Annotated in this window: 20 protein-coding genes and 2 pseudogenes; 5 read left to right on the top strand and 17 right to left on the bottom strand. The window is 59.7% G+C overall.

From position 1 onward, the window contains the following. Positions 1-185 precede the first annotated feature (185 nt). The 5 genes and pseudogenes from phnE (AACY42_RS17750) to AACY42_RS28710 form a co-directional block, all read right to left on the bottom strand. Positions 186-953: a phosphonate ABC transporter, permease protein PhnE gene (phnE, locus tag AACY42_RS17750; protein ID WP_339481277.1), complete on the bottom strand. Its 768-nt coding sequence runs from the start codon at positions 951-953 to the stop codon at positions 186-188. After that, positions 950-1,777, bottom strand: coding sequence for a phosphonate ABC transporter, permease protein PhnE (gene phnE, locus AACY42_RS17745; RefSeq protein WP_339481276.1), 828 nt, complete (start codon positions 1,775-1,777; stop codon positions 950-952). The genes phnE (AACY42_RS17750) and phnE (AACY42_RS17745) overlap by 4 nt, the downstream gene beginning before the upstream one ends. Continuing rightward, positions 1,771-2,568 carry a phosphonate ABC transporter ATP-binding protein gene (locus tag AACY42_RS17740; protein ID WP_339481275.1) on the bottom strand — a complete coding sequence of 266 codons (798 nt, stop codon included), beginning with the start codon at positions 2,566-2,568 and terminating at the stop codon, positions 1,771-1,773. The genes phnE (AACY42_RS17745) and AACY42_RS17740 overlap by 7 nt, the downstream gene beginning before the upstream one ends. Further along, a complete protein-coding gene (locus AACY42_RS17735) occupies positions 2,565-3,416 on the bottom strand; it encodes a putative selenate ABC transporter substrate-binding protein (RefSeq protein ID WP_339481274.1) in 852 nt (283 codons plus the stop codon). Before AACY42_RS17735 ends, AACY42_RS17740 begins: the two co-directional genes overlap by 4 nt. Positions 3,417-3,668: 252 nt before the next feature. Continuing rightward, positions 3,669-3,743: pseudogene (locus AACY42_RS28710) on the bottom strand (hypothetical protein); the annotation flags it as partial. 246 nt (positions 3,744-3,989) lie between these two features. On the opposite strand from AACY42_RS28710, the gene AACY42_RS17725 reads away from it, so the two are divergent. The 4 genes from AACY42_RS17725 to AACY42_RS17710 all read left to right on the top strand — a co-directional run bounded on the left by AACY42_RS17725 (position 3,990) and on the right by AACY42_RS17710 (position 8,385). Beyond that, on the top strand, positions 3,990-4,925 hold the full coding sequence (locus AACY42_RS17725; protein ID WP_339481273.1) for a Ppx/GppA family phosphatase: 936 nt from the start codon (positions 3,990-3,992) through the stop codon (positions 4,923-4,925). 254 nt (positions 4,926-5,179) lie between these two features. Then, positions 5,180-6,277 carry a carboxynorspermidine decarboxylase gene (locus tag AACY42_RS17720; protein WP_339481272.1) on the top strand — a complete coding sequence of 366 codons (1,098 nt, stop codon included), beginning with the start codon at positions 5,180-5,182 and terminating at the stop codon, positions 6,275-6,277. 25 nt (positions 6,278-6,302) lie between these two features. Further along, positions 6,303-7,547: a saccharopine dehydrogenase family protein gene (locus tag AACY42_RS17715; protein ID WP_339481313.1), complete on the top strand. Its 1,245-nt coding sequence runs from the start codon at positions 6,303-6,305 to the stop codon at positions 7,545-7,547. Between the two features lie 337 nt (positions 7,548-7,884). Then, a complete protein-coding gene (locus AACY42_RS17710) occupies positions 7,885-8,385 on the top strand; it encodes a GNAT family N-acetyltransferase (protein WP_339481271.1) in 501 nt (166 codons plus the stop codon). Positions 8,386-8,472: 87 nt separating this feature from the next. On the opposite strand, the gene AACY42_RS17705 is transcribed toward AACY42_RS17710, so the two are convergent. The 4 genes from AACY42_RS17705 to AACY42_RS17690 are packed head-to-tail and all read right to left on the bottom strand — an operon-like array spanning position 8,473 to position 13,622. Beyond that, positions 8,473-9,261, bottom strand: coding sequence for a nucleotidyltransferase domain-containing protein (locus tag AACY42_RS17705; RefSeq protein ID WP_339481270.1), 789 nt, complete (start codon positions 9,259-9,261; stop codon positions 8,473-8,475). A 25-nt stretch (positions 9,262-9,286) separates the two neighbouring features. Then, on the bottom strand, positions 9,287-10,258 hold the full coding sequence (locus tag AACY42_RS17700; RefSeq protein WP_339481268.1) for a DUF3829 domain-containing protein: 972 nt from the start codon (positions 10,256-10,258) through the stop codon (positions 9,287-9,289). Continuing rightward, positions 10,255-11,919, bottom strand: coding sequence for a J domain-containing protein (locus tag AACY42_RS17695; RefSeq protein WP_339481267.1), 1,665 nt, complete (start codon positions 11,917-11,919; stop codon positions 10,255-10,257). The genes AACY42_RS17700 and AACY42_RS17695 overlap by 4 nt, the downstream gene beginning before the upstream one ends. Then, a complete protein-coding gene (locus AACY42_RS17690; RefSeq protein ID WP_339481266.1) occupies positions 11,916-13,622 on the bottom strand; it encodes a molecular chaperone HscC in 1,707 nt (568 codons plus the stop codon). The genes AACY42_RS17695 and AACY42_RS17690 overlap by 4 nt, the downstream gene beginning before the upstream one ends. A 203-nt stretch (positions 13,623-13,825) precedes the next feature. On the opposite strand from AACY42_RS17690, the pseudogene AACY42_RS17685 reads away from it, so the two are divergent. After that, positions 13,826-13,954: pseudogene (locus tag AACY42_RS17685) on the top strand (hypothetical protein); the annotation flags it as partial. A 72-nt stretch (positions 13,955-14,026) separates the two neighbouring features. On the opposite strand, the gene AACY42_RS17680 reads toward AACY42_RS17685, so the two are convergent. The 8 genes from AACY42_RS17680 to AACY42_RS17645 form a co-directional block, all read right to left on the bottom strand. Then, positions 14,027-14,725: an outer membrane protein gene (locus AACY42_RS17680; RefSeq protein ID WP_339481265.1), complete on the bottom strand. Its 699-nt coding sequence runs from the start codon at positions 14,723-14,725 to the stop codon at positions 14,027-14,029. 85 nt (positions 14,726-14,810) lie between these two features. Continuing rightward, entirely contained in the window at positions 14,811-15,335 is a 525-nt protein-coding gene (locus AACY42_RS17675) for an SRPBCC family protein (protein WP_339481263.1), read from the bottom strand. A 3-nt stretch (positions 15,336-15,338) separates the two neighbouring features. Next, complete coding sequence (locus AACY42_RS17670) at positions 15,339-18,767, bottom strand: beta-ketoacyl synthase N-terminal-like domain-containing protein (RefSeq protein ID WP_339481261.1); 3,429 nt, start codon at positions 18,765-18,767, stop codon at positions 15,339-15,341. Positions 18,768-18,841: 74 nt separating this feature from the next. After that, a complete protein-coding gene (locus tag AACY42_RS17665; protein WP_339481260.1) occupies positions 18,842-19,939 on the bottom strand; it encodes an acyl carrier protein in 1,098 nt (365 codons plus the stop codon). A 118-nt stretch (positions 19,940-20,057) separates the two neighbouring features. Next, positions 20,058-21,821 (bottom strand): FAD-dependent monooxygenase, encoded by a 1,764-nt coding sequence (locus AACY42_RS17660; protein WP_339481259.1) that lies wholly within the window; start codon positions 21,819-21,821, stop codon positions 20,058-20,060. Positions 21,822-21,824: 3 nt separating this feature from the next. Further along, on the bottom strand, positions 21,825-22,436 hold the full coding sequence (locus AACY42_RS17655; RefSeq protein WP_339481258.1) for an HAD-IB family hydrolase: 612 nt from the start codon (positions 22,434-22,436) through the stop codon (positions 21,825-21,827). Further along, the gene (locus AACY42_RS17650; protein ID WP_339481256.1) at positions 22,426-23,946 is read right to left on the bottom strand and encodes a class I adenylate-forming enzyme family protein; all 1,521 of its coding nucleotides are present in this window, start codon (positions 23,944-23,946) and stop codon (positions 22,426-22,428) included. Before AACY42_RS17650 ends, AACY42_RS17655 begins: the two co-directional genes overlap by 11 nt. A gap of 81 nt (positions 23,947-24,027) precedes the next feature. Further along, on the bottom strand, positions 24,028-25,041 hold the full coding sequence (locus AACY42_RS17645) for an SDR family oxidoreductase (protein WP_339481254.1): 1,014 nt from the start codon (positions 25,039-25,041) through the stop codon (positions 24,028-24,030). Between the last annotated feature and the right edge of the window lie 483 nt (positions 25,042-25,524).

The following is a 25,524-nucleotide window of genomic DNA, read 5'->3' as shown; positions in this document are numbered from 1 at the left end:
GAGTAGGCGCGGTATAGGCGCTGTGTAGGAACTGTGTAGGAGCTGTCGAGTGCAACGAGGCTGCGATCTTCCCAAAAACACTTGAGTCTCAAGCGAAAGATCAAAAGATCAAAAGATCAAAAGATCGCAGGCTTCGCCTGCTCCTACTCAGGGCCAGTGTGAGCGTGGCTTCACGCCCCAGGCTCTCAAGCCTTGACCCAGCGTTGGCGACTCCAACTGCTCAACGTATCGACCGCGAAAACCAGTAGCAACATCGCCAGGATCACCGTGCTGCCTTGGGCCTCCTGGAACAGACTGAGGCTGACGTAGAGCATTTGCCCCAAGCCCCCGGCGCCGACGAAGCCGAGCACGCTGGCCATGCGGATATTGTTTTCCCAGCGGTACAGGACATAGGCCAGTAGCTGGGGCAGGAGGTTGGGTAACGTGCCGTAACAGAACGCCAATACCGCATTGCCACCTTGCAGGCGGATGGCGTCGGCCGGTTCGGATGGGGTATTTTCCAGGGCTTCGGCGAACAGCCGGCCGAGCACACCGGTGGTGTGCAGGGCCAAGGCCAGGGTGCCGGCATTGGGGCCGAGCCCGGCGGCGAGGACCATCAACGCCGCCCACACCAGTTCTGGCACCGCGCGCAAGGCATTGAGCACCAGCCGCGAAGCGCTCTGCAGCGGCCAGCCAAAACGCCCGGCCGCAGGCAAGGCCAATAGCAGGCCGAAGACCGCCGCGAGCAGGGTGCCAAGGGCCGACATGGCGAGGGTTTCCAGGGCGCCGTGGCCGATCGCCTTCAGATGGCCCAGGCTCAGGTCCGGGCTGAGAAAACGCTGCGCATAAGCGCCCATCTGGTGCAAATTGCGGCTGTCGCCGAGCTCGCCGAGGTCGATGCCCAGGTAGCGGAACGAGACGACGACTGCCGCACCGATGCACAGGACAATGACCGCGTTGATCAGGCGATTCATGCCAGCCTCCAGCGCAGCAGGCGGCTGAGTTGATCGGCCAGCAGCACCAGCGCCAGGAACGTCAGCAGCAGGCTGGCCACTTCACCGCCGGCGAACATTCTCAGCGACAGGTCCATTTGCTGGCCCAGGCCACCGGCACCGACGAAGCCCATCACCACCGAGGCGCGGATGGCGCATTCCCAGCGATACACCGTGTATGACAACAGCTCCGCCGCGACATTGGGCAGGATCCCATAGCAGAAAGCGGCGAGCCGGCTGCTGCCGGATTGCAGGAGCGCGTGGGCCGGACGCTGGTCGACCGACTCGTAGATTTCTGCATAGACCTTGCCCAGCATGCCGCTGTAGGTAATGGCAATCGCCAGTACGCCAGCCGTAGGGCCGAGGCCGACGGCACGGACGAAGAGCAAGGCCCAGACAATTTCCGGGACGCTGCGCAGGAAGATCAGCAGGCCGCGCACCGGCCAGCGCAGCAGTTGGCCCCAATAACCTGGGTGTCCGGCACGGGAGGCCGCCGACAACGACAGGGCGCGGCTGGCCAGCAGGCTCGCGGGCACCGCCAATAGCAACGCCAACGCCATGCCGGCCGTGGCGATCGCCAGCGTCTGCAAGGTGGCTTGCCACAGCAGTTCGACAAATTCGTCGCCATGGGCGGGAGGCCAGAAGGCCGCTACAAACCGGCCCATTTCACTCTGGCTGTCGCTCGCCACCAACACACTAAGGTCCAGTTCGCTGAACTGGATGCCCGGCCACAGCAGCACGAGGGCCAGCAGGCTGAGCAGCAGGCGCGGGCGGGTGGCGGGGTCTCGGGTATCGCGTGTCAGCATCGGGGGATCTGCACGCTCAAGGAAGAGGGGGGCGTTGGCGAAGACTGTAGCTGTTCGTTGGCGTAGAGGGCGTCGAGCAACTGGCGGTCGACCGCTTCGGTTGGCAGGTCGAACAGGATCTGTCCATCACGCAGGCCAATGACCCGGGAGAAGTGGGCCAAGGCCAGTTCCACCGCGTGCAGGCTGGCGACCAGGGTGACGTTGTGCTCCCGGGCATGGCGGCACAGCACCGAAAGCGTGTGCTGGGCCAATACCGGGTCCATGGCCGAAACCGGTTCATCGGCCAGCAGCACCTCTGGCGCCTGATACAACACCCTGGCAATGCCCACGCGTTGCAGCTGTCCGCCCGACAGCTGCTGGCATTGGGCGAACAATTTGTCGCCCAGGTCCAGCCGGGCCAACGCCGCCCTGGCGCCTGGAATATCCAGCGGATGCAGCAGGTTCAACAGGCTTTTGCCGATGCCCCACTGACCGAGCTTTCCGGCCAGGACCGCCGTGACCACGCGTTGACGTGGCGGCAGCGGCGGCGATTGGTGGATCAGGCCGATGCGAGCGCGCAGGCGCTGACGCTGGCGGGCAGACAGTTGCCAGGCGCGTTCGCCGAGCAACTGCAGCGCGCCGCTACCTGGGCGCAGGGCGGTGGCCAGCAGGTTGAGCAGGCTTGACTTGCCCGCGCCAGACGGGCCGATGATGGCGACCTGTTCGCCGGCACCGATGTGCAGGTCGATGCCCCGCAGCGCCTGGACGCCGTTGGCATGGGTAACACTGACCTGGGTCAGTTGCAGGGTCATTTGAGCAGTTCGGCGGCGCGTGCGGCTTCCTCGATGCCCTTGTAGTTCTCAGGCTTGGTTTCGATGAAGCGACTGGCGGCCTGCAGATCGAGGATTTCCTTGTCCTTCGGGTTGGCCGGATCGAGTGCCAGGAAGGCGGCCTTTATCTTGGCCGCCAACGCTGGGTCGAGGGTACCGCGCACCGTCCAGTTGTAGTCGAAGTAGGCAGGGGTGGTAGCGAAGACCTTGACCTTGGTTGTGTCGACCTTGCCGGCTGCGACCAGTTTTTCCCAGACACTGGCGTTCAGCACGCCAGCGTCCACCTTGCCGGCCTGGACCCAGGCGACGGTGGCGTCATGGGCGCCGGAGTAGCCTACGCGACTGAAGTAGCTTTCAGGCTTGATGCCGTCCTTGAGCATGAAATAGCGCGGCATGAGGCTACCGGACGTCGACGACACCGAACCGAAGGCAAAGGTCTTGCCTTTGAGGTCGGCGAGGGATTTGACGGCCGGGTCGGCGGTGATGAATTTACTGGTGAACTGGGCGTCCTGTTCACGCTGGACCAGGGGGATGGCGTTGCCGGTTTTCAGGCGTGCCTGCACAAAGGTGAACCCCCCCAGCCAGGCCATGTCGATCCGGTCGGTGGCCAGTGCCTCGACCACGGCGGGGTAGTCGCTGACGGGGACGAATTCGACTTTCATGCCGGTTTGCTGTTCCAGATAGGCACCCAGCGGTTTGAACTTGCGCAGCAGCTCGGTCGGCGCCTCATCGGGAATTGCACTGACTTTCAGGGTGTCGGCGGCCAGGGACAGCAGGCTGCAAAACGACAGGGCAACGCCGACGGCCAATGCCAGGGAACGCTTGAGCATGGAGGATCTCCGGTACATGAAGGCAAGGAATGGTGACGCATCACGCCCACGTGGAGGGCGGTACGCCGCTCTGTGAGGGTAGACGAAAGAGCGCGATATTAACCGTTTCTTGCCCTGAACTCACCCAAACCCTTGCGGGAGCAAGCCTGCCCGCGATAGCAGTGGGCCAGTGTGTGGAGATGGCGGTGGTGTCGATGCCTTCGCGAGCAGGCTCGCTCCCACAGGCGGTCACGAGGCCTTAGTCATATGAGGCACATGGGTCGTGGACACCGGCAAACCGAACATGTCGGCGGCGTCGATGGTCAGCATGGCGACGGTTTCGGCGGGTGTCGGCGTCGAAGTGGCCGACCTTGTTTTTGTCCATCTGTGGAGGATGCCTTCACGATCGGGTTTTATCGATTGCGCTCGAAGGCCGGGGCTCGCCGAAATTTCGTCGGCACGCGTCTGTTTTCCATGGCCGAGCGCCAGGGGTGTCATCCAGGTGTCATCGAATCCATGGCAGGATCCTCGCAAACCATCGTGGAAAGTCCGCAGCGCCTGTGCCTGCTGGCTGATGAATCAAGGAACACCGCTATGAAAGGCGACGCCCCTCTGTTCGCGGCCATTGACCTGGGTTCTAACGCCTTCCGCTTGATGATCGGCCAGTCGGTCAAGCGCAATCGACGCTTGATGATCCAGGAAGTGAAAACCCTGCGCGAGCCTGTCCGATTGGCCGAGGGCCTGCAGGCCGGGGCTTTGGACGAGCTGGCGCTGGATCGGGGCTGGCAGGCGCTCGCCCGATTCGGCAAAAAACTGCGTGGCTTTGAAGCCGGACGGGTGCGGGCGGTGGCGACCAGTGCCGTGCGCGAAGCGGCGAATGCCCAGCTGTTCCTGGCCAGCGCCGAGCGGCACCTGGGGTTTCGGATCGACGTGCTGTCCGGGCATGAAGAAGCGCGGCTGGTGTACGCCGGTGTTGCCCATACGGTGCCCGGTGTCGAGCACCCGCGGCTGGTGGTGGACATCGGTGGTGGCTCGACCGAATTGATTCTGGGGCAGGGCGCTCAACCGTTGCTGACGGAAAGCATCGCCATCGGCAGTGGCACCTTTGGTGCGCGTTACTTTCGGGGCGGATGCATCACCGCCCAGGCGCTGTTGGAGGCGGAGCGAGTGGCTGTCCTGCAGTTTGAAAGAGTCGCGGCGGGTTATCGCGCCCAGGGCTGGCAGCAGGCAATCGGTTCTTCCGGTACGGCGCGGATGTTGACCAAAGTGCTCAAGGCCAATGGTTTCAACGATGTTGGGCAAGGCGGCATTACCTACGGTGGATTGTTGCGTCTGTCGCTGCGGTTGCTGGAAGTCGGCCATGTCGACCAGCTCAGGTTGGCCGGCTTGCAAAGCCATCGCCTGGGCATCCTGCCCGGTGGCCTGGCGATCATGCTGGCGGCATTCAAGGTCTTCGGTATCTCGCAGATGATTGCTTCCGAGCCGGGCCTGAGGTTCGGCGTTCTGCATGACCTGATGCATCAGCACTGATCACGGACGGTTGTTGCCCATTGCCGTCTATCGGCGATGGCTCGATTTCGAGCATCGACGCCTCTTCGGCGACCCCTTCTTTACCCGATCATCCAGCATTTCATCGCCTGGGCAGTCGGTATGTCCGGTTATCGCAAAGCGTGGGCCTGGATCAGGATGATTGCGTGAACGGGGCTTTTCGCTCTTTCGATCTGCAGTCAGTGAAGGCACAATGCGCATCCTTTTTTGGCTCGCCTTGCCCGGAGGCCTCGAAAATGATCAAAACCCCGTACTACCTTATCGACAAACAAAAGCTGCTGGCGAACATGCAGAAGATCGCCTACGTGCGTGAGCAGTCCGGGGCCAAGGCCTTGCTGGCGCTCAAGTGCTTCGCCACCTGGTCGGTGTTCGACCTGATGCAGCAGTACATGGACGGCACCACGTCGTCGTCGCTCTATGAACTCAAGCTCGGCCGGCAGAAGTTCGCGGGCGAGACCCACGCCTACAGCGTCGCTTGGGCTGACGATGAAATCGAGGAGATGCTTGCCAACTGCGACAAGATCATCTTCAACTCCATCGGCCAGTTGCAGCGCTACACCGAAGTGTCGGCCGGCAAGGTCCGCGGCCTGCGGGTCAATCCGCAAGTGAGCAGCTCCGATTACCTGCTGGCCGACCCGGCGCGACCGTTCAGCCGCCTGGGCGAATGGGATCCGGTGAAAATCGAGCAAGTCATCGAGCATATCTCCGGCTTCATGTTCCACAACAACTGCGAGAACGGCGATTTCGGTTTGTTCGACCAGATGTTGGGCACTATCGAAGAGCGCTTTGGTCACTTGCTGCATAAGGTCGAGTGGGTCAGCCTCGGTGGCGGCATTCACTTCACCGGCGAGGGCTACGCCCTGGACGCCTTCTGCGCACGGCTCAAGGCCTTCTCGCAAAAATATGGCGTGCAGGTCTACCTGGAGCCGGGCGAGGCCGCGATCACCCAGAGTGCATCGCTGGAAGTCACCGTGCTCGACACGCTCTACAACGGCAAGCACCTGGCCGTGGTGGACAGCTCCATCGAGGCGCACATGCTCGATCTGCTGATCTATCGCCTGGACGCTAAGCTGGCACCGAGCGAGGGCGAACACACCTACATGGTGTGCGGCAAATCCTGCCTGGCCGGAGACATTTTCGGCGAGTACCAATTCGATCGTCCGCTGTCCATCGGCGATCGGCTGTCGTTCATCGACGCAGCGGGCTACACCATGGTCAAGAAAAACTGGTTCAACGGCCTGAAAATGCCGTCCATCGTAGTGAAGCAACTCGACGGCAGCGTCGAGGTGGTTCGCGAGTTTGTTTACGACGACTATCTGTCCAGCCTGTCTTGAGCTGGCGGAAGGAGAAATGAAGAAATTGAAGAAGAACGTACTTATCATTGGTGCAGGAGGTGTCGCCAAGGTGGTGGCCCACAAGTGCGCGCAGCACAACGACGAACTCGGTCGTATTGCTATCGCGTCGCGCAACATCTCCAAATGCCAGGCCATCATCGACAGCGTCAAGGCCAAGGGTAGCCTCAAGCAACCCGCCGACATCAAGGCCTTTGCACTGAACGCTCTGGATGTCGAAGCGACCAAGTCGCTGATTCGCGAAACCGAGTCGCAGATCGTCATCAACGTCGGCTCTGCCTTTCTCAACATGTCGGTGCTGCGTGCCTGCATCGATACCGGCGTGGCCTACCTGGACACCGCCATCCACGAAGAACCGGGCAAGGTCTGCGAGACGCCGCCCTGGTACGGCAACTACGAGTGGAACCACCTCCAGGAGTGCCAGGAAAAGAACATCACCGCCATTCTCGGCGTGGGCTTCGACCCGGGTGTGGTCAATGCCTATGCGGCACTGGCGCAGCAACAGCATTTCGACCGCATTGATTCGATCGATATTCTCGACGTCAATGCCGGCTCCCATGGCAAATATTTCGCCACCAATTTCGACCCGGAAATCAATTTCCGTGAGTTCACCGGAAAGGTGTGGAGCTGGCAGGACAGCCAGTGGACCAGCAACACCATGTTCGAGGTCAAGCGCACCGACGACCTGCCGGTCGTAGGCTCGCAGAACCTGTACCTGACCGGCCACGACGAAGTGCACTCGCTGTCGAAGAACCTCGACGTGCCCAACGTGCGTTTCTGGATGAGCTTCGGCGAGCACTACATCAACGTGTTCACCGTACTGAAGAACCTCGGCCTGCTCTCCGAGCAACCGGTCAAGACCGCCGAAGGCCTGGAAGTCGTGCCGCTGAAAGTGGTCAAGGCCGTGCTGCCTGATCCGAGTTCGCTGGCGCCGGGCTACACCGGCAAGACCTGCATCGGTGACCTGGTCAAGGGCGTCAAGGATGGCCAGCCGCGCGAGATGTTCATCTACAACGTGGCCGACCACGAGGACGCTTACGCCGAAACCGACAGCCAGGGTATTTCCTATACCGCAGGCGTGCCACCCGTGGCCGCAGCCTTGCTGGTGGCCCGTGGCGAGTGGGACGTGCAGCGCATGGTCAACGTCGAGGAGCTGCCCGCCGAGGCGTTCCTCGAGGCGTTGGATGTGATGGGCTTGCCGACGCGCATCAAGGACGAGCATGGAGACCGTCCCTGGAACCAAAACGCCTGAAGGACGCCAGGCAGGTTCCGTTCCGACTCCCCGATAGGAGATGCAGAATCCCTCTGAATTCTGCAGGCGATTGAACCAGGAGACTCACCGTCGCGTGAAGCCCTGGCAATCCGCGGAAGTCTTGAAGAAATGCTCCGTATCGAAAGGTACGGAGCATTTTTCGTTTATGTCCCGCGTCAAATGAATAACCTTGTGGCGAGGGGATTTAGCGAAACGTCGCACCGCCCCGCTGGGCTGCGCAGCAGCCCCCCCAACACAAGACCGCTCAAGCAGAAATCCTCGCCATGAACCATCACTCGACCTTACGATTGCGCTTCAGCCCCGGGAGAAGCAATCAGTGACACCATTCAGGATTCGCGAGCTGGAGAGTACCGACGTCGAAGCGCTTCTGGCCTTCGAGATCCTCAACCGTGAATGGTTCGAGTCGCATATCGACGCCCGCGCCCCAGCCTTTTATTCACGGACGGGCGTCACTGATCACATTGAAAGCTATCTGGCCGATTTTGCCGAGGGCGCCTGGCACCCGTTTTTGATCGAAGATTCCTGCGGGAGAATCGTCGGGCGAGCGAATTTGAAAGGCATCCATTCACCACACGGTTGCGCCGAAGTGGGCTATCGCATTGATCAACGCGTTTGCGGGCAAGGGCTGGCAACGCAGGCCCTGAAACATCTGATCGAGGCGGCACGGATGCGTTGGGCGCTTACGCAACTGGTGGCTTATGTCTATGAGAGCAACGTCGGCTCAAGGAAGGTCCTTGAACGGTGCGGGTTTGTGCCTGAAGCGCTGTTGGGTAGCGAGGAAGTCGAGGGTGGAGGCCGCTTTGCGCTTTCGATCTAGAAATTTGATTCACGCTGGACCGCGTTAGGGGGCGCTTGTACGTTTTAAATTCGTCCAAGCGACTTTCGATGAAGCCAATGACTTGGGTTATCTCCACGTTTCCTTCAGTACCGAGCGAAACAGTTCCGACAGTAACGGCTCTACTTCCTTGCGCTCGCTACGGGTCGGCTTGATCTCCTCAAGTCTATTCAGTTCCCGCTCAATGAATTTCTGAATAGGCATGATCTGAGGCGAAAGCCCCATTTCTGGTGATGCGCGCTTGAGCGCAAGCAAGTCATCGATGGCAAGGTGCAACTCGGGCTCGCCGTCGATGACTTCGCGCAGCTTGTCAAACTCGATGGGGGCGGGTTGATCGAAGCGCTCCAGCCACCGTACCGATAGCAATGGCCGCAGTACGTAGAAATATTTTTTTAGCGGTACTTCAGCAGCCTGCAAGTACCCCCGGTAATTGGTTTTTGCCATGCTGCGATAATGGTAGATACCGCTTTCAACCGAGTACACCTGCGGGAGTAACGCTTTGGCACGTTCGTGGAAGGAGCCGGAGTGTTCATAGACGATGGTGGACTGAACCCACTCGACAAACCCCGGATTTGACTTCCAGAAAAGCCTCAAGGCCTTGCGCAGATCCCAGCCATTGATGTCCATGTCATCAACAATCGGGTATTCAATGACATCACGTTGTTCCTCAAGGCCGACCGAGAGATACCACTCAGGTTTATTGACGTAGATGAAGCGTGCGTCGTAGTCGCTATTGGGGGACGCGAATCCCCAGGCGCGGCTGCCTGATTCTACGGCAAGCAGGATCTTCACTGCATGCTCGTCCTCGGCACGACGCAGACGTTCCCGGACTTCTTCCTTTACAGCTATGGAAACCATAGGCCCACTCCAACTCAATGAGTTTTCAATACTGGAGCTGCACCGCAGCGTTGTAACGCATCCGCAATTCGTCATACCCGGCCCGTGCAGCAGCAAGGTCCTGGTTCAGTTCCGCGGCGTCGTCTCCAGACCCCCAGTGTTGTTGCAAACGTTCGAGGGCGGCAAGCCATTCCTTGGCTGCCAGGCTGATTTTGTTCCACACGGGCGGGCCACCGTTAGCCGAGCGCAGACGGGGCAGGGCTTGCACGAAGGCTTCGGTCTCCGTCCAGTTGGTTGCCAGCGAATGATGCAGAGTGAGCAGTTGTTGCGGCGTCAGGGGGGCCCCTTCGGTCATGGCGTCGAGGGCGTTGATGGTCTGGCGGGCGAGGATCATGAAGCGCAGCGTGTGCCAATGCTGGTCCTGTCCCTGATGCTTTTCGATGGATGCCAGCTGTTGCTCACGTACCTGCAGCTGCGGCTGCTCCAACGCCTGGCGCAACGGTATCGCCTGGGCGCGCGCGTCCTGCAGATGCAGGGTCAGGGCACGATCCACTTTTTCGAGCTCGCCAGGCAGAGGCTGATCGCGATGGTTGTTCAGCCATAGTTCGGCGGTCTGGGCGATGGGACGCAGGTCGTCATAGGCCTTGATGTAATTTCGAGCGAGAGCCTGCAGGCTACCGGGCTCGCCGCCACTAAACCCATGCTTGCAGGGTGATGGCGACCTACCCTGAGGCCGGATGAACTCCTCGGCGTCGATGCCCGAGCCCATGCCGAAGCCTTTGAATCTCATCCTGCGAATCCATTCCTCCTCCGGCAAGGCCTGGGGGGTACGGTAGTCGATATAGCGTTGCTCAAATAGCTCCGCGCCGTCCACCAGGCAGGTACTTATTTCCTGTACCTCGGCCCAATGTGCGCGGTTTTCCTTATCGTCGTTCGTCGGCCCGGCCAGGCGCTGGACCAGCCAAGTCATCGTCAGTAGCACGACAACCGCCGTGATGAATGCGCGGGTACTGATCATGGTTGATTGACCTGGGGTTCCTTGAAAGCTTGCCACTGGGTTGCAGAAAGTCCCGCTGGGCACGGCGAAGCCGTCGACTCTCGAGCAGCACAGATGCGCTGTGGCCAGACCTGGAGGCCTTCGTTCTTGCCCAGATACACGCCGTTGGCCCAGGTATTACCCAACAAGACCATGGGCACGAGCATGCCCAGGAACAGGCCGATAAGCACATCGCCAGGCACCCGGTCATAGAGTCGGGTCAGGATAGACTTGCCGCGTTCGAAGGGCGCGCGCCGGCTCAAGGCACCCAGCACACCGAGAATTGCGAAATAGGTCGCCGCCCCGGGCAATCCGCCGGCTACGTAGATGAGCCCGCCCAGCAGCGCGACCCAGAGGTTTTCGCGGATCGGCAACGGGGAGGGCCGTCGTAAACTCAGCCAGCGGCCGTAACGAACATTTATCCAATCGTCCAGGCGCCAGGCCTTGCGGCTCAGTTTCTTGCACACTGCGTGAAGTCCCCAGCCGACGACACCCAGCAGCAGGGCGCGAAGCAACATATCGATCACGCTGGTGTAGAACGAGCCGCCTAGTCGATATTCATAGAGCCAGCTCATGCAGATCGAAGTGCCGAGTATGGCCAATGGCACGGCCAGGATCGGCGGCTGGCGCCGCAGCGCACGCCAGTTGTCCGGGCTCAGTTGTGGCTTTTCGTGCAGTATCTGCGGGTAGCGAAGCTGAACGGTGCGATACAGCGTATCGCAGGCATCCCAGTCCGCAGCGCTGAAGGTCATGCTCAAACGCACTCGGGCGTCTTCATCGAGTGATCCAAACAGCATGCGCGAGGCCTGGGACTCGCTGCTGTCGAAGAACTGAGTGAGGCGAGCCTGTTGCGCCAGGAACGTGGCGCAATGGCTGCGCGCCAGGAGTTGACTCCACCAGGGTTCTGGACACGGGCTATGGTGGCCGGTCTGCTTCCAGCCCTGTTGTGCGCAGATGGCATCGAACAACTGCTCGGACCAAGTCGGTGCTTGCAGCAGGGCCATGGCCAGGCAGCGGTTCAGCCATTGCCGAGCGTCCAGGGTCTGTAGCCAAGGACTGGCGTCGAGCTGGCGGGCGACATCGAGAAAGCGTTGACTATCGTGCCAGGCCCCGGTCAGGCGAGACCATGCCAGATCCATGAGCCTGCCGCGCAGTTGCTCGGTGGCGGCGCTGGGCAGGTCCTCGCGTTGCCAAGGGGTCAGCCAGTGCAATTGGGCAATGGCCGCTTCGGCCAGGTCGTAGGTATCTTCCTGCGCCAGGCAAAACTCCAGCAGGCCGTGTTCGAATTCACGCTCGCAGGCATAAAGACGCGCCTGCGTCAGGCGGCTGGCGAGGTTGGTCGCGTCTATCGCCTCCAGGCATTGCGCCGCCAGACGCTGGCTGGGGGAGGGCCCTGTCGGTGCCTGCCTCGGGGTTGGCAGTTCCATGAGGGGCAGCTCGATGGGGGCGGGCTGTTCTTCGTCGACGGACACGTCCTGCTGCCAGTCAGCCCATTCCAATGCCTGCTCGTAAGCCTCACGCAGGCGCTGGAAACCTTCGGGATCTTCGTCTGGGCGATGCTGTTTGAGCAGACTTGCATACTGGCGCTTGATGCTGCGCTTATCGGCGTCTTCGGGCAGCCCGAGTACCACCCAGCAAGTCATCGCCAGACACCTTCTTCAAGGCTGTCGAGTTGCGCGCTGATCTGCAGCCGAAGCGCGCGGATGTCGTGCAGTTCCTGGGTATCGAGCATCTGGGCGAAACGGGTAGCCAGCTCATCGATCTGTTGGCGCAGATCACCGCGGCTTTCCTGGTAAAGACGTTCCAGCCGGGCGATCAGCAAGGTATTGGGTTGTTCATCCCGTGGATGGATCTTCAGCGCTTCCAGGGCCTTGAGGCGCTGGCTGATCTCTTCGCTATCCAGCACGCCGGCGTTATTGGCGATCACCAGGTTGCGTTGTTCTCCCGTCTGGACGATCTGCGCATCGGCTTCCAGGAGGCCGTTGGTATCGTAAGTGAAACGTACGTCGATCCCCACTTCCCCGGCAGGCATAAGCGGCACCGGAATTTCCAGTTCGCCCAGGAGAATGTTTTCACTGATCCGACGGCTTTCGCCCTGATAGACCTTCAGCAGTACGACCTTTTGCTGGTCCTGGAGTGTGAACACGCGCTTGACCTTGCTCACGGGCACCACGCAGTTGCGTTCGATGATCGGCAGGTAATGGCCGCTTTCGAGCTTGCCGCCATACTCGACCGTAATTTCGATGCCCATGGAATAAGGACAGACGTCGGTGAGCACGACTTCTTCAAGTGCCGCGTCGCGGCTTTTCAACCCTGCCTGCACGGCGGCGCCCAATGCCACGGCTTCATCGGGGTTGAGCTGGATCGAGGGAAAACGTCCGAACAGGCTGGCGGCCAATTTACGCACCAGGGGCATGCGGGTGGTGCCGCCCACCAGCAACACTTCGTCCAGTTCACTGGCGCGGATACGGGCATCGCGCAAAGCGGTTTCGATAGGGGCTCGAAGGCGGCTGAACAGGGGTGCATACAGATCGGTCAGACCGGCCTGGGTGTATTCGCGACGCCATTCGCGCTCGCCCTGGCGTACTGCAAACGTTGCGCTTGATTCCTGGCCCAGGGATTTGCGCACGCGTTCGGCTTCACGGCGCAGCCGACCGTAGAGCTGCGCGTCTTCAAGGGCCAGTGGCCCCTCGGTGTTGCCCGTCTGTGCGGCAACGAAATCCTGGAGTAGCAGCGTGTCGAAATCTTCCCCGCCCAGGTAGTTGTCGCCGGCGCTGGCGCGCACTTCCATGATGCCTTCGAACAGCTCCAGGATGGACACGTCGAAAGTCCCGCCGCCGAGGTCGAAAACCAGGAAGGTGCTGGCGTTATCGCGCTGGTGCAAGCCATAGGCGAGTGCGGCTGCGGTGGGTTCATTGATCAGTCGCTCGACCTTGAAGCCCGCCAGCTCACCGGCAATTCGCGTGGCCTTGCGCTGGGCATCACTGAAGTAGGCGGGGACGCTGATGACGGCTTCTTCCACTGGTTCGCCGAAATGCCGCTCGGCATCCTCGCGCAAGCTGCGCAATACCATGGCCGAGAGTTCCTCGGCCCTGAACTGTTGATGACCAAGCGTGGTGAGGCGGGCGCTGCCCATGTAGCGCTTGAAAAGCGAGGCGGTGACCTGGGGATGGGTCTGTAGGCGCTCCAGCGCCGCGCGGCCGACCATGACGCGGCCTTCGTCGTCCAGGCCTACCACGCTCGGTGTCAGCCACTCGCCCAATGCGTTGGGCACCAGTTGCGCCGCGCCGTCGCGCCATGCTGCGATCAGGCTATGGGTGGTGCCCAGGTCAATGCCGACAATCATGTCCGTTGGATCTCCTTAATCGATGCGTCGCAAGGGGCTATCTGCGAGCCGGTCAGTTTATCAGGCATGTATCGGCGTATTCATGGGAAACTTTGGGGTGATCATGGGCGAGTTTGCATGAAGTCGATCCGATCCGTCACGCCGCTGGCCAATGGCGTTGCGCAGAGAATCAGTGAAGTCATCAAGATGCAGTTTGAGGCGCAATGAACGACGCGTTTCGGGGCCAGAAGATTTGTCGGATCATCGTGGCAGACGAACACCCGCTGTTCCGAGAGGGGATGACGCTGTTACTGGAGCGCCTGATACCTGAGGCAATGATTGAACAAGCTGGGCGCCAGGCACTTTGCGTTAGTCGGGATGATAATCGACGCCTGACCAAGGCCAGGCGCCAATCCATCTAGCGCTTACATCCAGTACCGCAAACCAAGCATCAAGGACTGGGCGTTGTATTCGGTTTCCACATCAGCCGGGGGCAGGCCCTGGATTTTGCCGAAGTTCGCTTCGCCGGTCTTGAAGTAGCGGTAATCCAGGGACATGGACCAATGCTCGCTAAGCTCGTAAGCGATGCCGGCCCCGAGTTGCCAGGCCGAGACGGTGTCGCGATGGGTGCCGCCGAACTCGACGCCGCCTGCTTCCAGGCCCTTGATGGTCAGCACCGCGTAGCCCAGGCCACCGCCCACATAAGGTGTGAAGCGGCTCAAGGGGGCAGGCAGGTTCGGGATGTCATACCAGAGGTTGGCCATGAGGCTGCTGGCTTGCTCTTCGCCTTTACCCTCAATACTGCCTCCGCCCTCGTAGACCCGGTTATTGAATTGGTCCAGGGTATTGCGGCGGTAGCTCAGTTCCACCTCGGGCCGTAGGCCGACCGGGAACCGCCAGCCCAGTGCCAGTCCGGTAGCGTAGCCGGAGTGCAGCGGTTGATTGAATTCCATCTCGACGAAATCGTTGTTGTTCTGGGTCAGATCCTGTTTAGCGACCCAGTTCACGCCACCCATGCCACTGACGTAGGGGCCGAGGTTGTCGCCGAAACTCGATGCGGGTGCGATAGCCCCCAGACCAACGATGGCCATGACAAGATATTGGGTGTTTTTCTGTAGATTCATGCGAGATCCGAAATGTGCTGTTATCGAGAAGTAAGCGAAGCGCGTCCGGGAAGACGCGTTCAGCGCGCGTCCTTCCGGGAGGTATTCACATCAGGTGCAAAGGCGTCGCGGTTTTCGCGTGCCCCGGAGCGCCGATGGCCCGTTGTTCAGCCAGCGTGCACAGGTTGTCCAGTGCCGTGGTCATCGCGGCGGCCAACGCTTTGCGCAGCAGTCCGCGATAGAGAAAACTCAACGGTCCGGAAATTTTCGCGCTATGGATGACATGGGTTTCATCGGCAGAAAACCTGCGCATCTGATGATCGAATTCGAGGTCGATCCAAAGCAGCCGTGCACTGTTGCGATAGCTTTCGTGCAGGCTCACGGCTTCCAGTTTCAGTGGCATGTTCAAGCCGTTCTTGAGGACACATTTGCCGCGTGTCCCCGCCTGGAAAGGGCCGTCGAGTTGACACTGGCGAACGTCGGTATCCCATAACGGCGCTTCTGCAAAATTGCTCCAGATCTTCCAGATTTCAGAAGGGGGCGATTTGACTATGATTTGCACTTTGACATCGTTCACGGCGACACCTTGGTTGTGAGGGGCACGGTCATGCAGGAGGGTTGATTCATTCAAGGCTCAGGCTGCCGGTGCGGATTGACTCAGCACCTGGGCGGTAATGGTCGCTTGACCGATTTTTTCGCCCCGGTTGAACAGGTCGATATAGATGCGGTTGGTCTTGAATGCCTGGAACGACGCATCCAAGCCAGCCTGCGGCGCCAATGACAGCGGGCTGTTCCTGGGGATGGGTCGATCCAGGGTGAAGCTCAAGGCCAGCAGATTCATCGGGGTATTGAGTGGAATCCGCAGATGGCTGTGGGCGATCTGCATGTAGCACTGGCGAGCGACTTCGAGGAAATACACCATCGAATAGTGCCCGGGATCACCTGCCTGGAAGAAGTGTTCCTGTGGCAGCTTCACGGTGTCCACGCTCAGGCCCTGGGCGACGCTGCTCATGTCGCTGACGATGACGTTCTCCTCCCTGGCCTTGTGCAACAGTGCCTTGTTACGGCAGGGCGTGGCGGTGAATTCACCGGCTGGCGATGTCTCGAACGCTGAGCTGTAGGCCATCCCGAGGACGCAGGTGCACATCACTTTCCCGGCCTGCATGACCTTCGCATTGAACACCTGGGGATCCTGGCCTCGCTCGACATACAGATCGATCACGCCCTGCTTCTGTACGTATTGCTGGAACTTGATCGTCAGGGTCTTGATGTAGGCGACCCGCCCGCTCAGAGGGGGCATCGCCAGTTCGATCAGTTGCAGCACGCCTTCGAGCAACAAAATGCCTGGGATGTGATCCAGGGGATGATCGAAAAAGTACGGGTGCGCTTCATCCACCACCAGTTGGGCCTGCAGCGACTGTGGGCTGCGCTGGGCGTTGGCGATCACAATATGTTCCGCGCGGCGCTGCCAGTGCGTCGGGCGCTGGCTGGCGTCGCCACGGTGCAGGGCGAACAGGCTTTCCATGGCGCGAACCCGCACCCGCAGCCCGGAGAGCAGGGTGCTGGTGAGCATGTCGCTGAGTTGCTGCACGTCGACGCCATCGTTCGGCGCTTCGCGGACCAGGCTGACAGGCCGGGCAGACGTGATGACCTGCTGCAGTTCGTGGGATGACGAATGGGCAAAGCGCAACATGAAGGGATGTTTGATGGGCGAACTGGCCTCGGCCGCCGTCGGGCTCCATTGGCGAAGCTTCTCGGTAAACAACCACATCACCGTCTTGCCGGCGTCGCGCACCTCAATCACGGAATGGGTCGCGCCCTTCAACATCACCGCCAACAGGGTTTCGATGCCACTGGCTTCAGCCAGGAAGCCGGTCATCTCCTGCAGTGATCCACTGGCAGGCGTCGCAGCAGGCTGCAACTCACAGACGTCAACGTTCGGATAGTCGCTCGGCGCTTTGCCCAACCGTTGGCAAGCGTCTTCCAACGAGCCGGCAGCGTGGGCGAGGACCGCCGCACGGATCACTAGCAGGGGGTTGTCAGCGGCATCCGGTTGATAGCGACGCAGCGCGATCAGCCCCAGTCCTTCACCTTGCGTGATCGTGCTGCACCGGGCGCGCTCGACCTCGATTTCACCGCTGACAAAACGCCCGGCGCCGAGCAGCAGCGTGGTAATGCCGTCGTTGAACCATTGCGGCGAGGCCAGCAAGGTTTGCCAGAACAGGCCCGCGGTGCCGACCAGGGTCTGATGGAACCCCTTGAAGTCAAAAATCTGCGCCGGGTAGCCGGACAACATGTTCGGCAGCATGGTTGCCACGTCCGTCACCTCGACGCCCGGTGCCGTACCTTGCGCCCGGGAATAGAAGTTATGGGCGCTGCTGTAGGCATTGCTGAAGCGCTCGCCACCCATGTTGCAGCACATGACCATCGCTGTGCCGGGCGAACCGGCCACGCCTGGCAAGCGTCGCAGCAAATGATTGACGCGATCGGTGATCAACAGCTTGAACGGGTCGACATGTGCCAATGGCTTGGGGCCCATGCCAAAGCCATCGATATCGATGACGTGGTCTTGTGCGAGAAATTTTCCCAGCAGCGGTTGGCCGGGTGCCGGGGTGTAATCAACGAAACGCCCATAAGGGAACATCACCGACGGGGCGGCGGGTTGATCGAGTTGCTGCTGGAATGACTGCAAGGAACGGTGGCTGCCCAGCGCTGCTTCTGCCTCGACAATGGCAAGGTCCAGCATCACCACGCCGCTGGCGCTCGCCGGGGCGGTCAGTGGCGCGGCAGGGTGGTTGTCGGGAATGTATTCATCCACCACCAGGTGCGCGTTGGCACCGCCGAAACCAAAACTGGAGATGCCAATCCGGATTGCAGATTGATGCTCCTCCAGCGGGTGAACCTGCTGGGTGGCGAGTCGCAGGCAGGTCTCGTCGACCTTTGTGCTGGGGCGGTAACCGGGCTGCGGGGGAATGCCTTTATGGCGCAGTATCATCAATGCTTTGGCGAGCGAAGCACCTCCGGCAGCGGCCAGGGGATGGCCGATGACCGACTTGATCGAGCCGATGGTGATTTTCTTGCCGTCCGGGCGATGGGGGGCAAAGAAGCTGTTCAGCGAGGCCAGCTCCGTTGCGTCCCCCAGCGGTGTACCGGTGCCGTGGGTCTCGATGTAGTCCACATCGCGTGGATCAAGGCCGCGATAGGCACGTTGGTAGGCCGAGTACTGGGCCTGTTTGCCTGGTGCAAACACCGAGCCTTCGGCGCCGTCGGCGGACATGCCCAAGGCGCGCAGCACGCCAAGGGGACGACGCTGCGCCGTCAGGGCCTGGGCCAGCGGTTCGACCAGAAAGGCCACGGCACATTCGCCCGGCACGATGCCGTCGGCGTCCTGACCGAATGCTTCCATCCGCGCGCGGGCGGAAAAAGCCGTCAACTGCGAGAAACCCAGGAACAGCGCCGGTGGCAGCACGGTGTTGAGGGCCATGACAATCGCGTTGTCGGCCTGGCCACTGTTGACCAGCGCCTGGGCCATATCCAGGGCATAGGGGAACGAACTGCACGCGGTGTCTACCGATAACGCCGGCCCACCCAAGGCAAAGGCGGCCGCCAGCTCTGCCACTTGCTCACCCGGCGTGAAGCCCGGCGGTGTGGCGGCTTTTCCGGACGCGCCGGTGACGAAATAGCTCTCGTCACTCCAGGAGGTTGCGACCACCAGCGCGGTGCGCTCCCTGCTCAGCGCCGAGCCTTGCGCGGCGAGTTGGGTGAGCAGCGTCTGGATCACTTTTTTGCCAATGGCGACCTGTCGTCCTTCGTGCCGTGACGGGGTCGAGGCGTCATCGGTCAGGCAAAAAGCGCTGTCCAGATACGTGCGATCCTTCTCGCCGGTCGTGCTTGAATAGATTGATGCCTTGTCCAATTCCCAGCGTGTCGGCATCGATTCGATCGGTGCGATCTGCCCTTGCGAGAGCAATTGCCAAAGCGCATCCGTGGACGGTGCCCCCGGAAATTCGCCCGCCATCGCGCTGAAGCAAAAATCGCCCGCTGTTGTTACTGCGTCATTCATACCTGTCTCCCTGGTCGCCAAAATGCGGGGTGATCTGTTCGATCACCCGGATTCCATTCCTGTTGCTACGGGGCTCAGCTCAGCCTGGCCAGCAGTGACAAGGCATCCTGGGGCGTGCGACGGGACATCAGCGCTTCGCCGGCAAACTCGCTGGTAGAGCACTGTTGCGCCATGGATTGGCAGAGCGCCTCTCGGGCAAAGCCGTTGAGGCCCAGTTGTGCGAACGGCGTCTGGATGTCGATCGACTGCGCAGTGCCCGGGATCAACGGAGACAGGGCGTTGAGCAGCAGGTTTTGTTCCGGCCCTTGAGTGTCCGTTGTGGCCGGTGAAGGCTCGACGTCAGGCGCTGCCTGCGGTTTTGGATCGGCCAGGGCGGCTTGAATCAGGGCAATGGTTGCCTGTGGGAACTTGGCGTTGGCCAGCTCGGTGCCGTGGGCCTTGAGCTGCGGCCACATGGCGACCACCGACTCCAGGAAGTCCAACTGCACCAGCGAATCCAGGCCCAGGCTTTCATAGCTTTGTGTCGGGTCGATCTGCTCAACCGTAAAGCCGGTGATGCTCGCCAATTGCTCCAATACCCACGCTTGGACATCCACCGCTGGCGCCTGCGGATCGGCTTCAAGCCGTGCCAGCAAGGCGGTCGGGGTAGGGGCATCGAAGAGCTGCGAGGTCAGCTCTTTCTTTTCCGGGAAGTGCTGGGCCAAGGATTCGAACATATCCACCAGTCCCAGCGAGTCGATCCCCAGGCTCTCGAAGCTTTGATCGAAGTCGATCTGTTGCGCTTGGAACCCAGTGACCGAGCTGATTTCGGCGCGCAACCATTGCCCGTAGCTGAGTGCGGTAGCTTGTTCAACGGCTTCGGCTTCGGCGGCAGGCGTCGGGGTCGGTGTTGTCGGGTTCGAGTGAGCCGGCTCCAGCACGGGAACACTGTTGCTGGCAGGCGCTTCGTTCCCATTGGCATAAACGCCTTCAAGGACTTGTTGATGAGCATTGAAATAATGCGCAGTGACTGTTTCAGCCTGTTCCAGAAGTTGCAGCAATATCGATTCTTTAGCGATGTTGGATTCGCACAGTGAATCAATAATCTTTTCGGAAAGAGAGAAATAACTATGGGCTATCCTCCCATTGGACACGATGAATTCCTGCACAACATCATTAAGTTGCAAGCGCATAAGATTCTCCTAACCAAGTCGGTCGATATTTCTATAAGTAAGAAAGATCAAAAATCATGGCCCAGGGCAGGGCCTTGTTTATATCAATTCATAAAACTGGCAGTAGCCATGGAGCGACTTAAAGTTGGAGTTCCACTGCGTCGGTCTCGCAAGTTATTGTTTTTTTGGCGCCCTTGAGCAACCCGGACCTTACGTTCAGATACGTCATCAGCGTTATTGCATCGGCGCCGAGGAAAGCGATATAGCCGTCAGGACGAATCAGCATCATCGTGCCTTCCTTGGCGTGGTAGCGCTTGTGCAGGCGCCAATCGGGGTCCAGCAACGTTGAGTGCCAAGCCGGCAGGCCGGCGCTGTTCAAGGCGTCGATCACGCAATAGGCCTTGATGCCTGGGTAGTCCTTTTCCACCGACTTGGCGAGCGTGTAGTAGCTTGGCAGCAACGGGGAAAACTGATCGGTTGCGCTGAAAATCAACAGCGTGAATGTCCCGTGGAACAAGTCGATCAAGCGTTTGCTTGGCATCCCTTGCAGTTGCCATAATTCGACATCGGGCGCCAGTTGCCCGGCGCGAGGCGGTGCGGTCTGGAACTCGGGTTTCTTTCCTTTCTTGCTCCAGTTTTTGCGCTGCTTCTTTGTCAGCGATTCTTGAATGTACTCGCTTTTGTTGTAGTGATACTGATGACCGGAAATCATCGACGGCAGTTTGCGCTGGACCTTTTTCCGGTTGCTCAACAGCGGCAGGACATTGTCGCGCAGCCAGACCAGGGCGCGACGCCTGACCGTAATCAGTCCCGTCAGCCGGTGTGCGGTGTTCTCGACTTCCAGGGCAACCGGATAGCGTTCTTCGTTGTAGCTGTCCAGCAAGGACGGATTCGCCAGGCCCTGATCGACATAGGCCATTTTCCAGGCCAGGTTATAGGCCTCGGAAACCCCCAGGTTCATCCACTGCCCACCGATGGGGCTGCCGATATGCGCCGAGTCTCCCAGCAGAAACACGGAGCCTTGTTGCATCGATTGCACGCGGCGATGCTGGAAAGAGGCGATGGTGGTCGATGAAATGTTGGACAGCGTCATCTTCTGCCCACGCCCTTCGCACAAGCGCTGGAAGTTCTCCAGGCTCAAGGACGGACGCTCGCCTTCTGGCGGCAGGTTGTAGGGCATTTCGATGAACAACCGATAACGGGATTGGGCGCTGATCGGTGCAACGGCCACATAACCGTCCTGCGCACCGAGGAAGAATGCGCCCTCATCCTTGCTGCCGGACCACTCGATGTCGGCATCGGCGAGCATGAAGAAGCGGTCGTAGGACGAGCCTTCGAAGGTCATGTCCAGGCGTTTTCTGATGTTGCTGCGAGCACCGTCGCATGCGGCCACCCAACGACTGGTGAAGTGTTCGTCGGTGCCGTCGGCATGCTTGAGCGTCATGCGCACCGAACCCGGCAGGTTTTCTATGTCCACCAGTTCGGTATTCCACTCCACCTCGGCACCCAGTTCCTTGAGTCGCTTCAGGAGAATTTTTTCCGTTTGCGGCTGTGGCAGGCTCAGGAGCAGGGGATAGGTCGCATCCAGGTAAGAGAAGTTGTAGTTCAGTACCCGCTTGGCATTCGACTGCACCGAAAACTGGTTGATCGTGAAGCCGTCGCTGATGGCTTGCTCGGCAACGCCCAGGTCCCGAAAGATTTCCAGGGTCCGGGAATGGATAGCCATTGCCTTGGTCGCCGTCGAGGGGCCGGCGTTCCTTTCGATGATGCGGAACGACACGCCCCATTTCTTCAACAGAATTGCCAGGGACAGGCCAATAGGGCCGGCGCCGACGATCATCACGGTCGGGGCGCTGCCAGGTCGCTTGAAATGCTTGGGGGCTAACGTGTTCAGAGTGTTCATCGATCAGTACCAGTTTCTGTAGAAGGGAGAGTTGGCAATGCCGAGCAGGGCATCGTCGCCTGATGAGTCGCCGTAGGCATAAATGTAAAAATCATCAAGGTTGCTCAAGCAGCCTTTGAGCCGCGTGACTTTCTCTCGCTCTACACAGTTGGTACCGGATATCCCGCCGGTCAGTTTGTTCTTTGCCGTTGCCAGGCGGGTGCCGCACACATAGTCAAAACCCGCGGCCTGGCCCCAGGGGATCAGGTAGTTTTCCGGCGAATTGCTGACCAGCGCGGTGACGTGCCCCATGGATTGATGCCATTGCAGCCGCCGCAGCGCCTCGGGCCTGAGCCAGAGCGGCAACTGCTCGCTGATGAAATACCTGGCATGCTCACGCTCTTGCTCCACCGACAGGCCGCCCAGGTAACAGGCAATGAAGGCCAGGCGCGCCTGCATCAGCGGGGTGATGCCGACGATCACGCTGAGCATCTTGGGCAGCAGGGGAATGATTCTGAGCCAGAACGAACGGGTGCCCACGATAAAACGCATGTAGCGCCAGAACGTGTGCCGGTCGGTCAATGTGCCGTCGAAGTCAAAAACGGCCAGGACCGGTTGTGTGCTGTTAGCGTGCATGTGCCTCTTCCTTGAGAGAAGTAATCTCGATGGTCTTGGGCAGCTTGAAGCCCGATAGGTAGCCCGAAAGCAGGGTGGATAGCGCGTTCTGGGTCAGCTCGCCGTTCCCTTCTACACACAGGTGCAGTACGTTGACTTCCTTGTGGTCCGGGACGATATAAGCCTTGGCGCGCACCACGTCAGGGTGCTTGAGGGCGATGGATTCGATTTCCACCAGGTCGACCATCTGCGCCTTGATCTTCGAGATTCGCAGGCGTTGGCAATAGAAAAATACATGCCCATCGTCGTCCTGCCAGACCAGGTCGCCGCTGTGGAACCAACCATCGCGGAAGAACCGCGCATTGGTGTCCTCGGCATCGTTGTAGCCGTCGATCACCATCGAGCCGCGTATCAGCAGTTCACCGATGCGCCCAGGCGCCACGTCCTGGCCCTGGGCATCGACGATTCGTAGCTGCACACCGCTGATCGGCTGGCCCATGGCGCCACGGTGCACCGTACCAACCGAGCTCTGGACAATCACGGGCATGCTTTCGGTCAATCCATAGCCCTGCAGCACCGGATTGCACCCCAGCAGTTTCCCTAGCTTCTCGGCTTCATCGGCCGGCAGGTGGCTGCCGCCCGAGTAAATCATCAGCCGTGGGTGCAACGGCAAGAGCGCGCCTTTGCGTTTGGCCAGACGCGTATTGAAGTAGCGAATGACGTCGGGCACCAGGCAGGCAAAGGTGACCTGATGTTCGGACAGGACTTCAGCGAGGTCTCGATTGAGCAGGGTGTTGGTCATCAGCAGGGTGGCGCCGATGCTCAGGGGAAACACCATCATCACGGACAAGCCGAAGATGGCATACAGCGGCAGCGTCACCAGATGGACGGATCCGACGCCTTGCAGATGAAAGTGCTCATGCAACCCATCGCTCGATTGCGTCAGGTCGAGATAGCGGTGAGAAACAGCCAGGGGCCTGCCAATGCCTCGATAGGTGAATTGTACCGAGACGATCGGATTGCCCTCGGGCAACAACAAGGGTTCGATCTGGCAAGGCAGTTGAGAGAGGGCCGTTGCGTTGGCGGGCAAGGGCGATGACAGTTCGCTCCCACCCTCCAGTACCAAGGAGTGCCTGACGCCATTGCCGGCCTGGAATACCTCACTGTGTTGCACCCATAGCGTTTCGGTCGTGACCACGAGCGTCGGCCTGGCGAGGCTGACGACACTGGTCATTTCGAAGGGCGTCAACTTGTAGTTGAGGATGACCGGAATGGCACCCCGCCCGATGATCGCCAGGTAATAAGCGATGAACGCCACCCCATTGGGCAACACCAGCGCTACTTTGTCGCCAGGCAATACACCGAGCGCTGTAAGGGCGCCATTGCATTGTTCAGCCTTGATGCGCAACTCGCGATAGGTAACGGTATCTTCTTCCGTGTCCAGATGCCGAATAGCAACTTGCTCGGGGAACGATTCCGAAAAACCGACAAAGCGATGCAGAAAACCTTCTTTATATGAAAGGCTTTTCATTTACCAACCTCTCTCAATCCTTGGATGTATGGCTAGTCAAAAAAAGTACTACAGAGGCAGGCTATAGCTAAATTGTTTCAATTAAGCATCTGTGTAGTTGTTATTCCGGTACCAATCAAGCGTATCGGTCAGGGTTTCAGCAACGGGACGGAACTTGCACTCCAATTCCCTTGAACTTTTGTTATGGCTGAAATGAGTGCGGCCTTGTTCTTGCTCCATGAGCTTGACCGTGGACGTACTGATGAGTACCGGTTTTTTGGTGATCCGGTAATAACCTTCATAGATAAGCGCGATGATTCGCAGCATGAACAGGGGCACTTTTCGTTCTGGGGCTTTTATGCCACTGACGCTGGACAGCGCCTGGAAAATGCTCTTCATGTCCATGTGATTGCCAGCGGCCAGGTAGCGCTCTCCGGACCTGCCGCGGGTGATGGCCGCGATTTGATGTTCGGCCACATCCCGGGCATCGACAACGGAAAAGCTGCCGGGGAGAACACCGGGCAATTTTTGTCCGACAAAGTCGAGCAGGAACTGTCCCGAGGAAGTAGGACCGATATCGCCGGGGCCGAACATCCACCCTGGCAGGACCATGGCGATAAACATGTCCGGGTGCTGCGTCAGGAATTCCTGGACCTTCTGTTCGGACAGTATTTTGCTCAAGTAGTAATCGTCAGCCTCCAACTCACTGCGAGACATGGTTTCATCGATCACTTGATCCCGATTGCCTTTCAATACGGCAATGGAAGAGGTGTGGACTGCACGACGGATACCGGCGTCATAAGCGGCTTGCAACAAGCGCTCGGTGCCGGTCACATTGGTGTCGTACAGTTTTTGCCAATGTTTCCCGCCTTTGTAACTGTCGCGGAAATAGGCCGCCGTATGAAACAGGGCATCACACCCTTGCAGGGCATGGGCGAAGGCCTCGACATTCAGCATGTCGCCTTCGACCAACTCCACAGGCAAGTTGCCGAACTGTTTTCTGGCTTTCTCTACGGAACGAACCAGCGCTTTTACTTTGATGTTCCGCTTTAACAGCGCGCGAACGACATTATTCCCGAGCAGGCCAGTAGCGCCTGTAACGAAGGCATATTCCATTAAAATCCCGCTCCTGTGAGGTGACCTGGTATGGCATCGAGAGCGGTGTCACTGACTCGATGCGCTGATCAGGCGTTGGGCTCCACCAACGGCGCAATTAAAAACCATTCGGTATCTGAAAATCAAGTGGTATTTCGTCGGATTGTAGAACGGACGGCTCTGAACCGGACTTCATGCCCGGTTTTTTACGTTCCAGCGCGTGGTGGAGGGCAGGAAAATACCCGGTTTGAGCCGCTCAACGGGACGATAGGGAATCATCAAGTGGGGCGAAGCGAAGATTTTGATTCACCCGTATCCCAGCAGACACCGTGGTTGGTAGCCCATCTAGCGTGCCCTTTCGGCTGTACCAACTTCTAGGGACATAAATGGCACTTCCTGAAAGTTAAAATGTAAATGATAGAACAAGGCGCGTATAAGATATGATGGCGAAAACGGGCTCTGTACAGTGAGTAGTCGATTCGTTGCATTCAGTTACACATAGCT

This window comes from Pseudomonas sp. RL_5y_Pfl2_73 (assembly GCF_963970515.1).
Classification (GTDB): Bacteria; Pseudomonadota; Gammaproteobacteria; order Pseudomonadales; family Pseudomonadaceae; genus Aquipseudomonas.
This window is presented reverse-complemented; position numbering and strand designations above follow the sequence as displayed.

Coding starts and splice junctions, on each gene's coding strand:
- phnE (WP_339481277.1), bottom strand. CDS start 953: ATGAATCGCCTGATCAACGCGGTCATTGTCCTGTGCATCGGTGCGGCA.
- phnE (WP_339481276.1), bottom strand. CDS start 1,777: ATGCTGACACGCGATACCCGAGACCCCGCCACCCGCCCGCGCCTGCTG.
- AACY42_RS17740 (WP_339481275.1), bottom strand. CDS start 2,568: ATGACCCTGCAACTGACCCAGGTCAGTGTTACCCATGCCAACGGCGTC.
- AACY42_RS17735 (WP_339481274.1), bottom strand. CDS start 3,416: ATGCTCAAGCGTTCCCTGGCATTGGCCGTCGGCGTTGCCCTGTCGTTT.
- AACY42_RS17725 (WP_339481273.1), top strand. CDS start 3,990: ATGAAAGGCGACGCCCCTCTGTTCGCGGCCATTGACCTGGGTTCTAAC.
- AACY42_RS17720 (WP_339481272.1), top strand. CDS start 5,180: ATGATCAAAACCCCGTACTACCTTATCGACAAACAAAAGCTGCTGGCG.
- AACY42_RS17705 (WP_339481270.1), bottom strand. CDS start 9,261: ATGGTTTCCATAGCTGTAAAGGAAGAAGTCCGGGAACGTCTGCGTCGT.
- AACY42_RS17700 (WP_339481268.1), bottom strand. CDS start 10,258: ATGATCAGTACCCGCGCATTCATCACGGCGGTTGTCGTGCTACTGACG.
- AACY42_RS17695 (WP_339481267.1), bottom strand. CDS start 11,919: ATGACTTGCTGGGTGGTACTCGGGCTGCCCGAAGACGCCGATAAGCGC.
- AACY42_RS17690 (WP_339481266.1), bottom strand. CDS start 13,622: ATGATTGTCGGCATTGACCTGGGCACCACCCATAGCCTGATCGCAGCA.
- AACY42_RS17680 (WP_339481265.1), bottom strand. CDS start 14,725: ATGAATCTACAGAAAAACACCCAATATCTTGTCATGGCCATCGTTGGT.
- AACY42_RS17670 (WP_339481261.1), bottom strand. CDS start 18,767: ATGAATGACGCAGTAACAACAGCGGGCGATTTTTGCTTCAGCGCGATG.
- AACY42_RS17665 (WP_339481260.1), bottom strand. CDS start 19,939: ATGCGCTTGCAACTTAATGATGTTGTGCAGGAATTCATCGTGTCCAAT.
- AACY42_RS17660 (WP_339481259.1), bottom strand. CDS start 21,821: ATGAACACTCTGAACACGTTAGCCCCCAAGCATTTCAAGCGACCTGGC.
- AACY42_RS17655 (WP_339481258.1), bottom strand. CDS start 22,436: ATGCACGCTAACAGCACACAACCGGTCCTGGCCGTTTTTGACTTCGAC.
- AACY42_RS17650 (WP_339481256.1), bottom strand. CDS start 23,946: ATGAAAAGCCTTTCATATAAAGAAGGTTTTCTGCATCGCTTTGTCGGT.
- AACY42_RS17645 (WP_339481254.1), bottom strand. CDS start 25,041: ATGGAATATGCCTTCGTTACAGGCGCTACTGGCCTGCTCGGGAATAAT.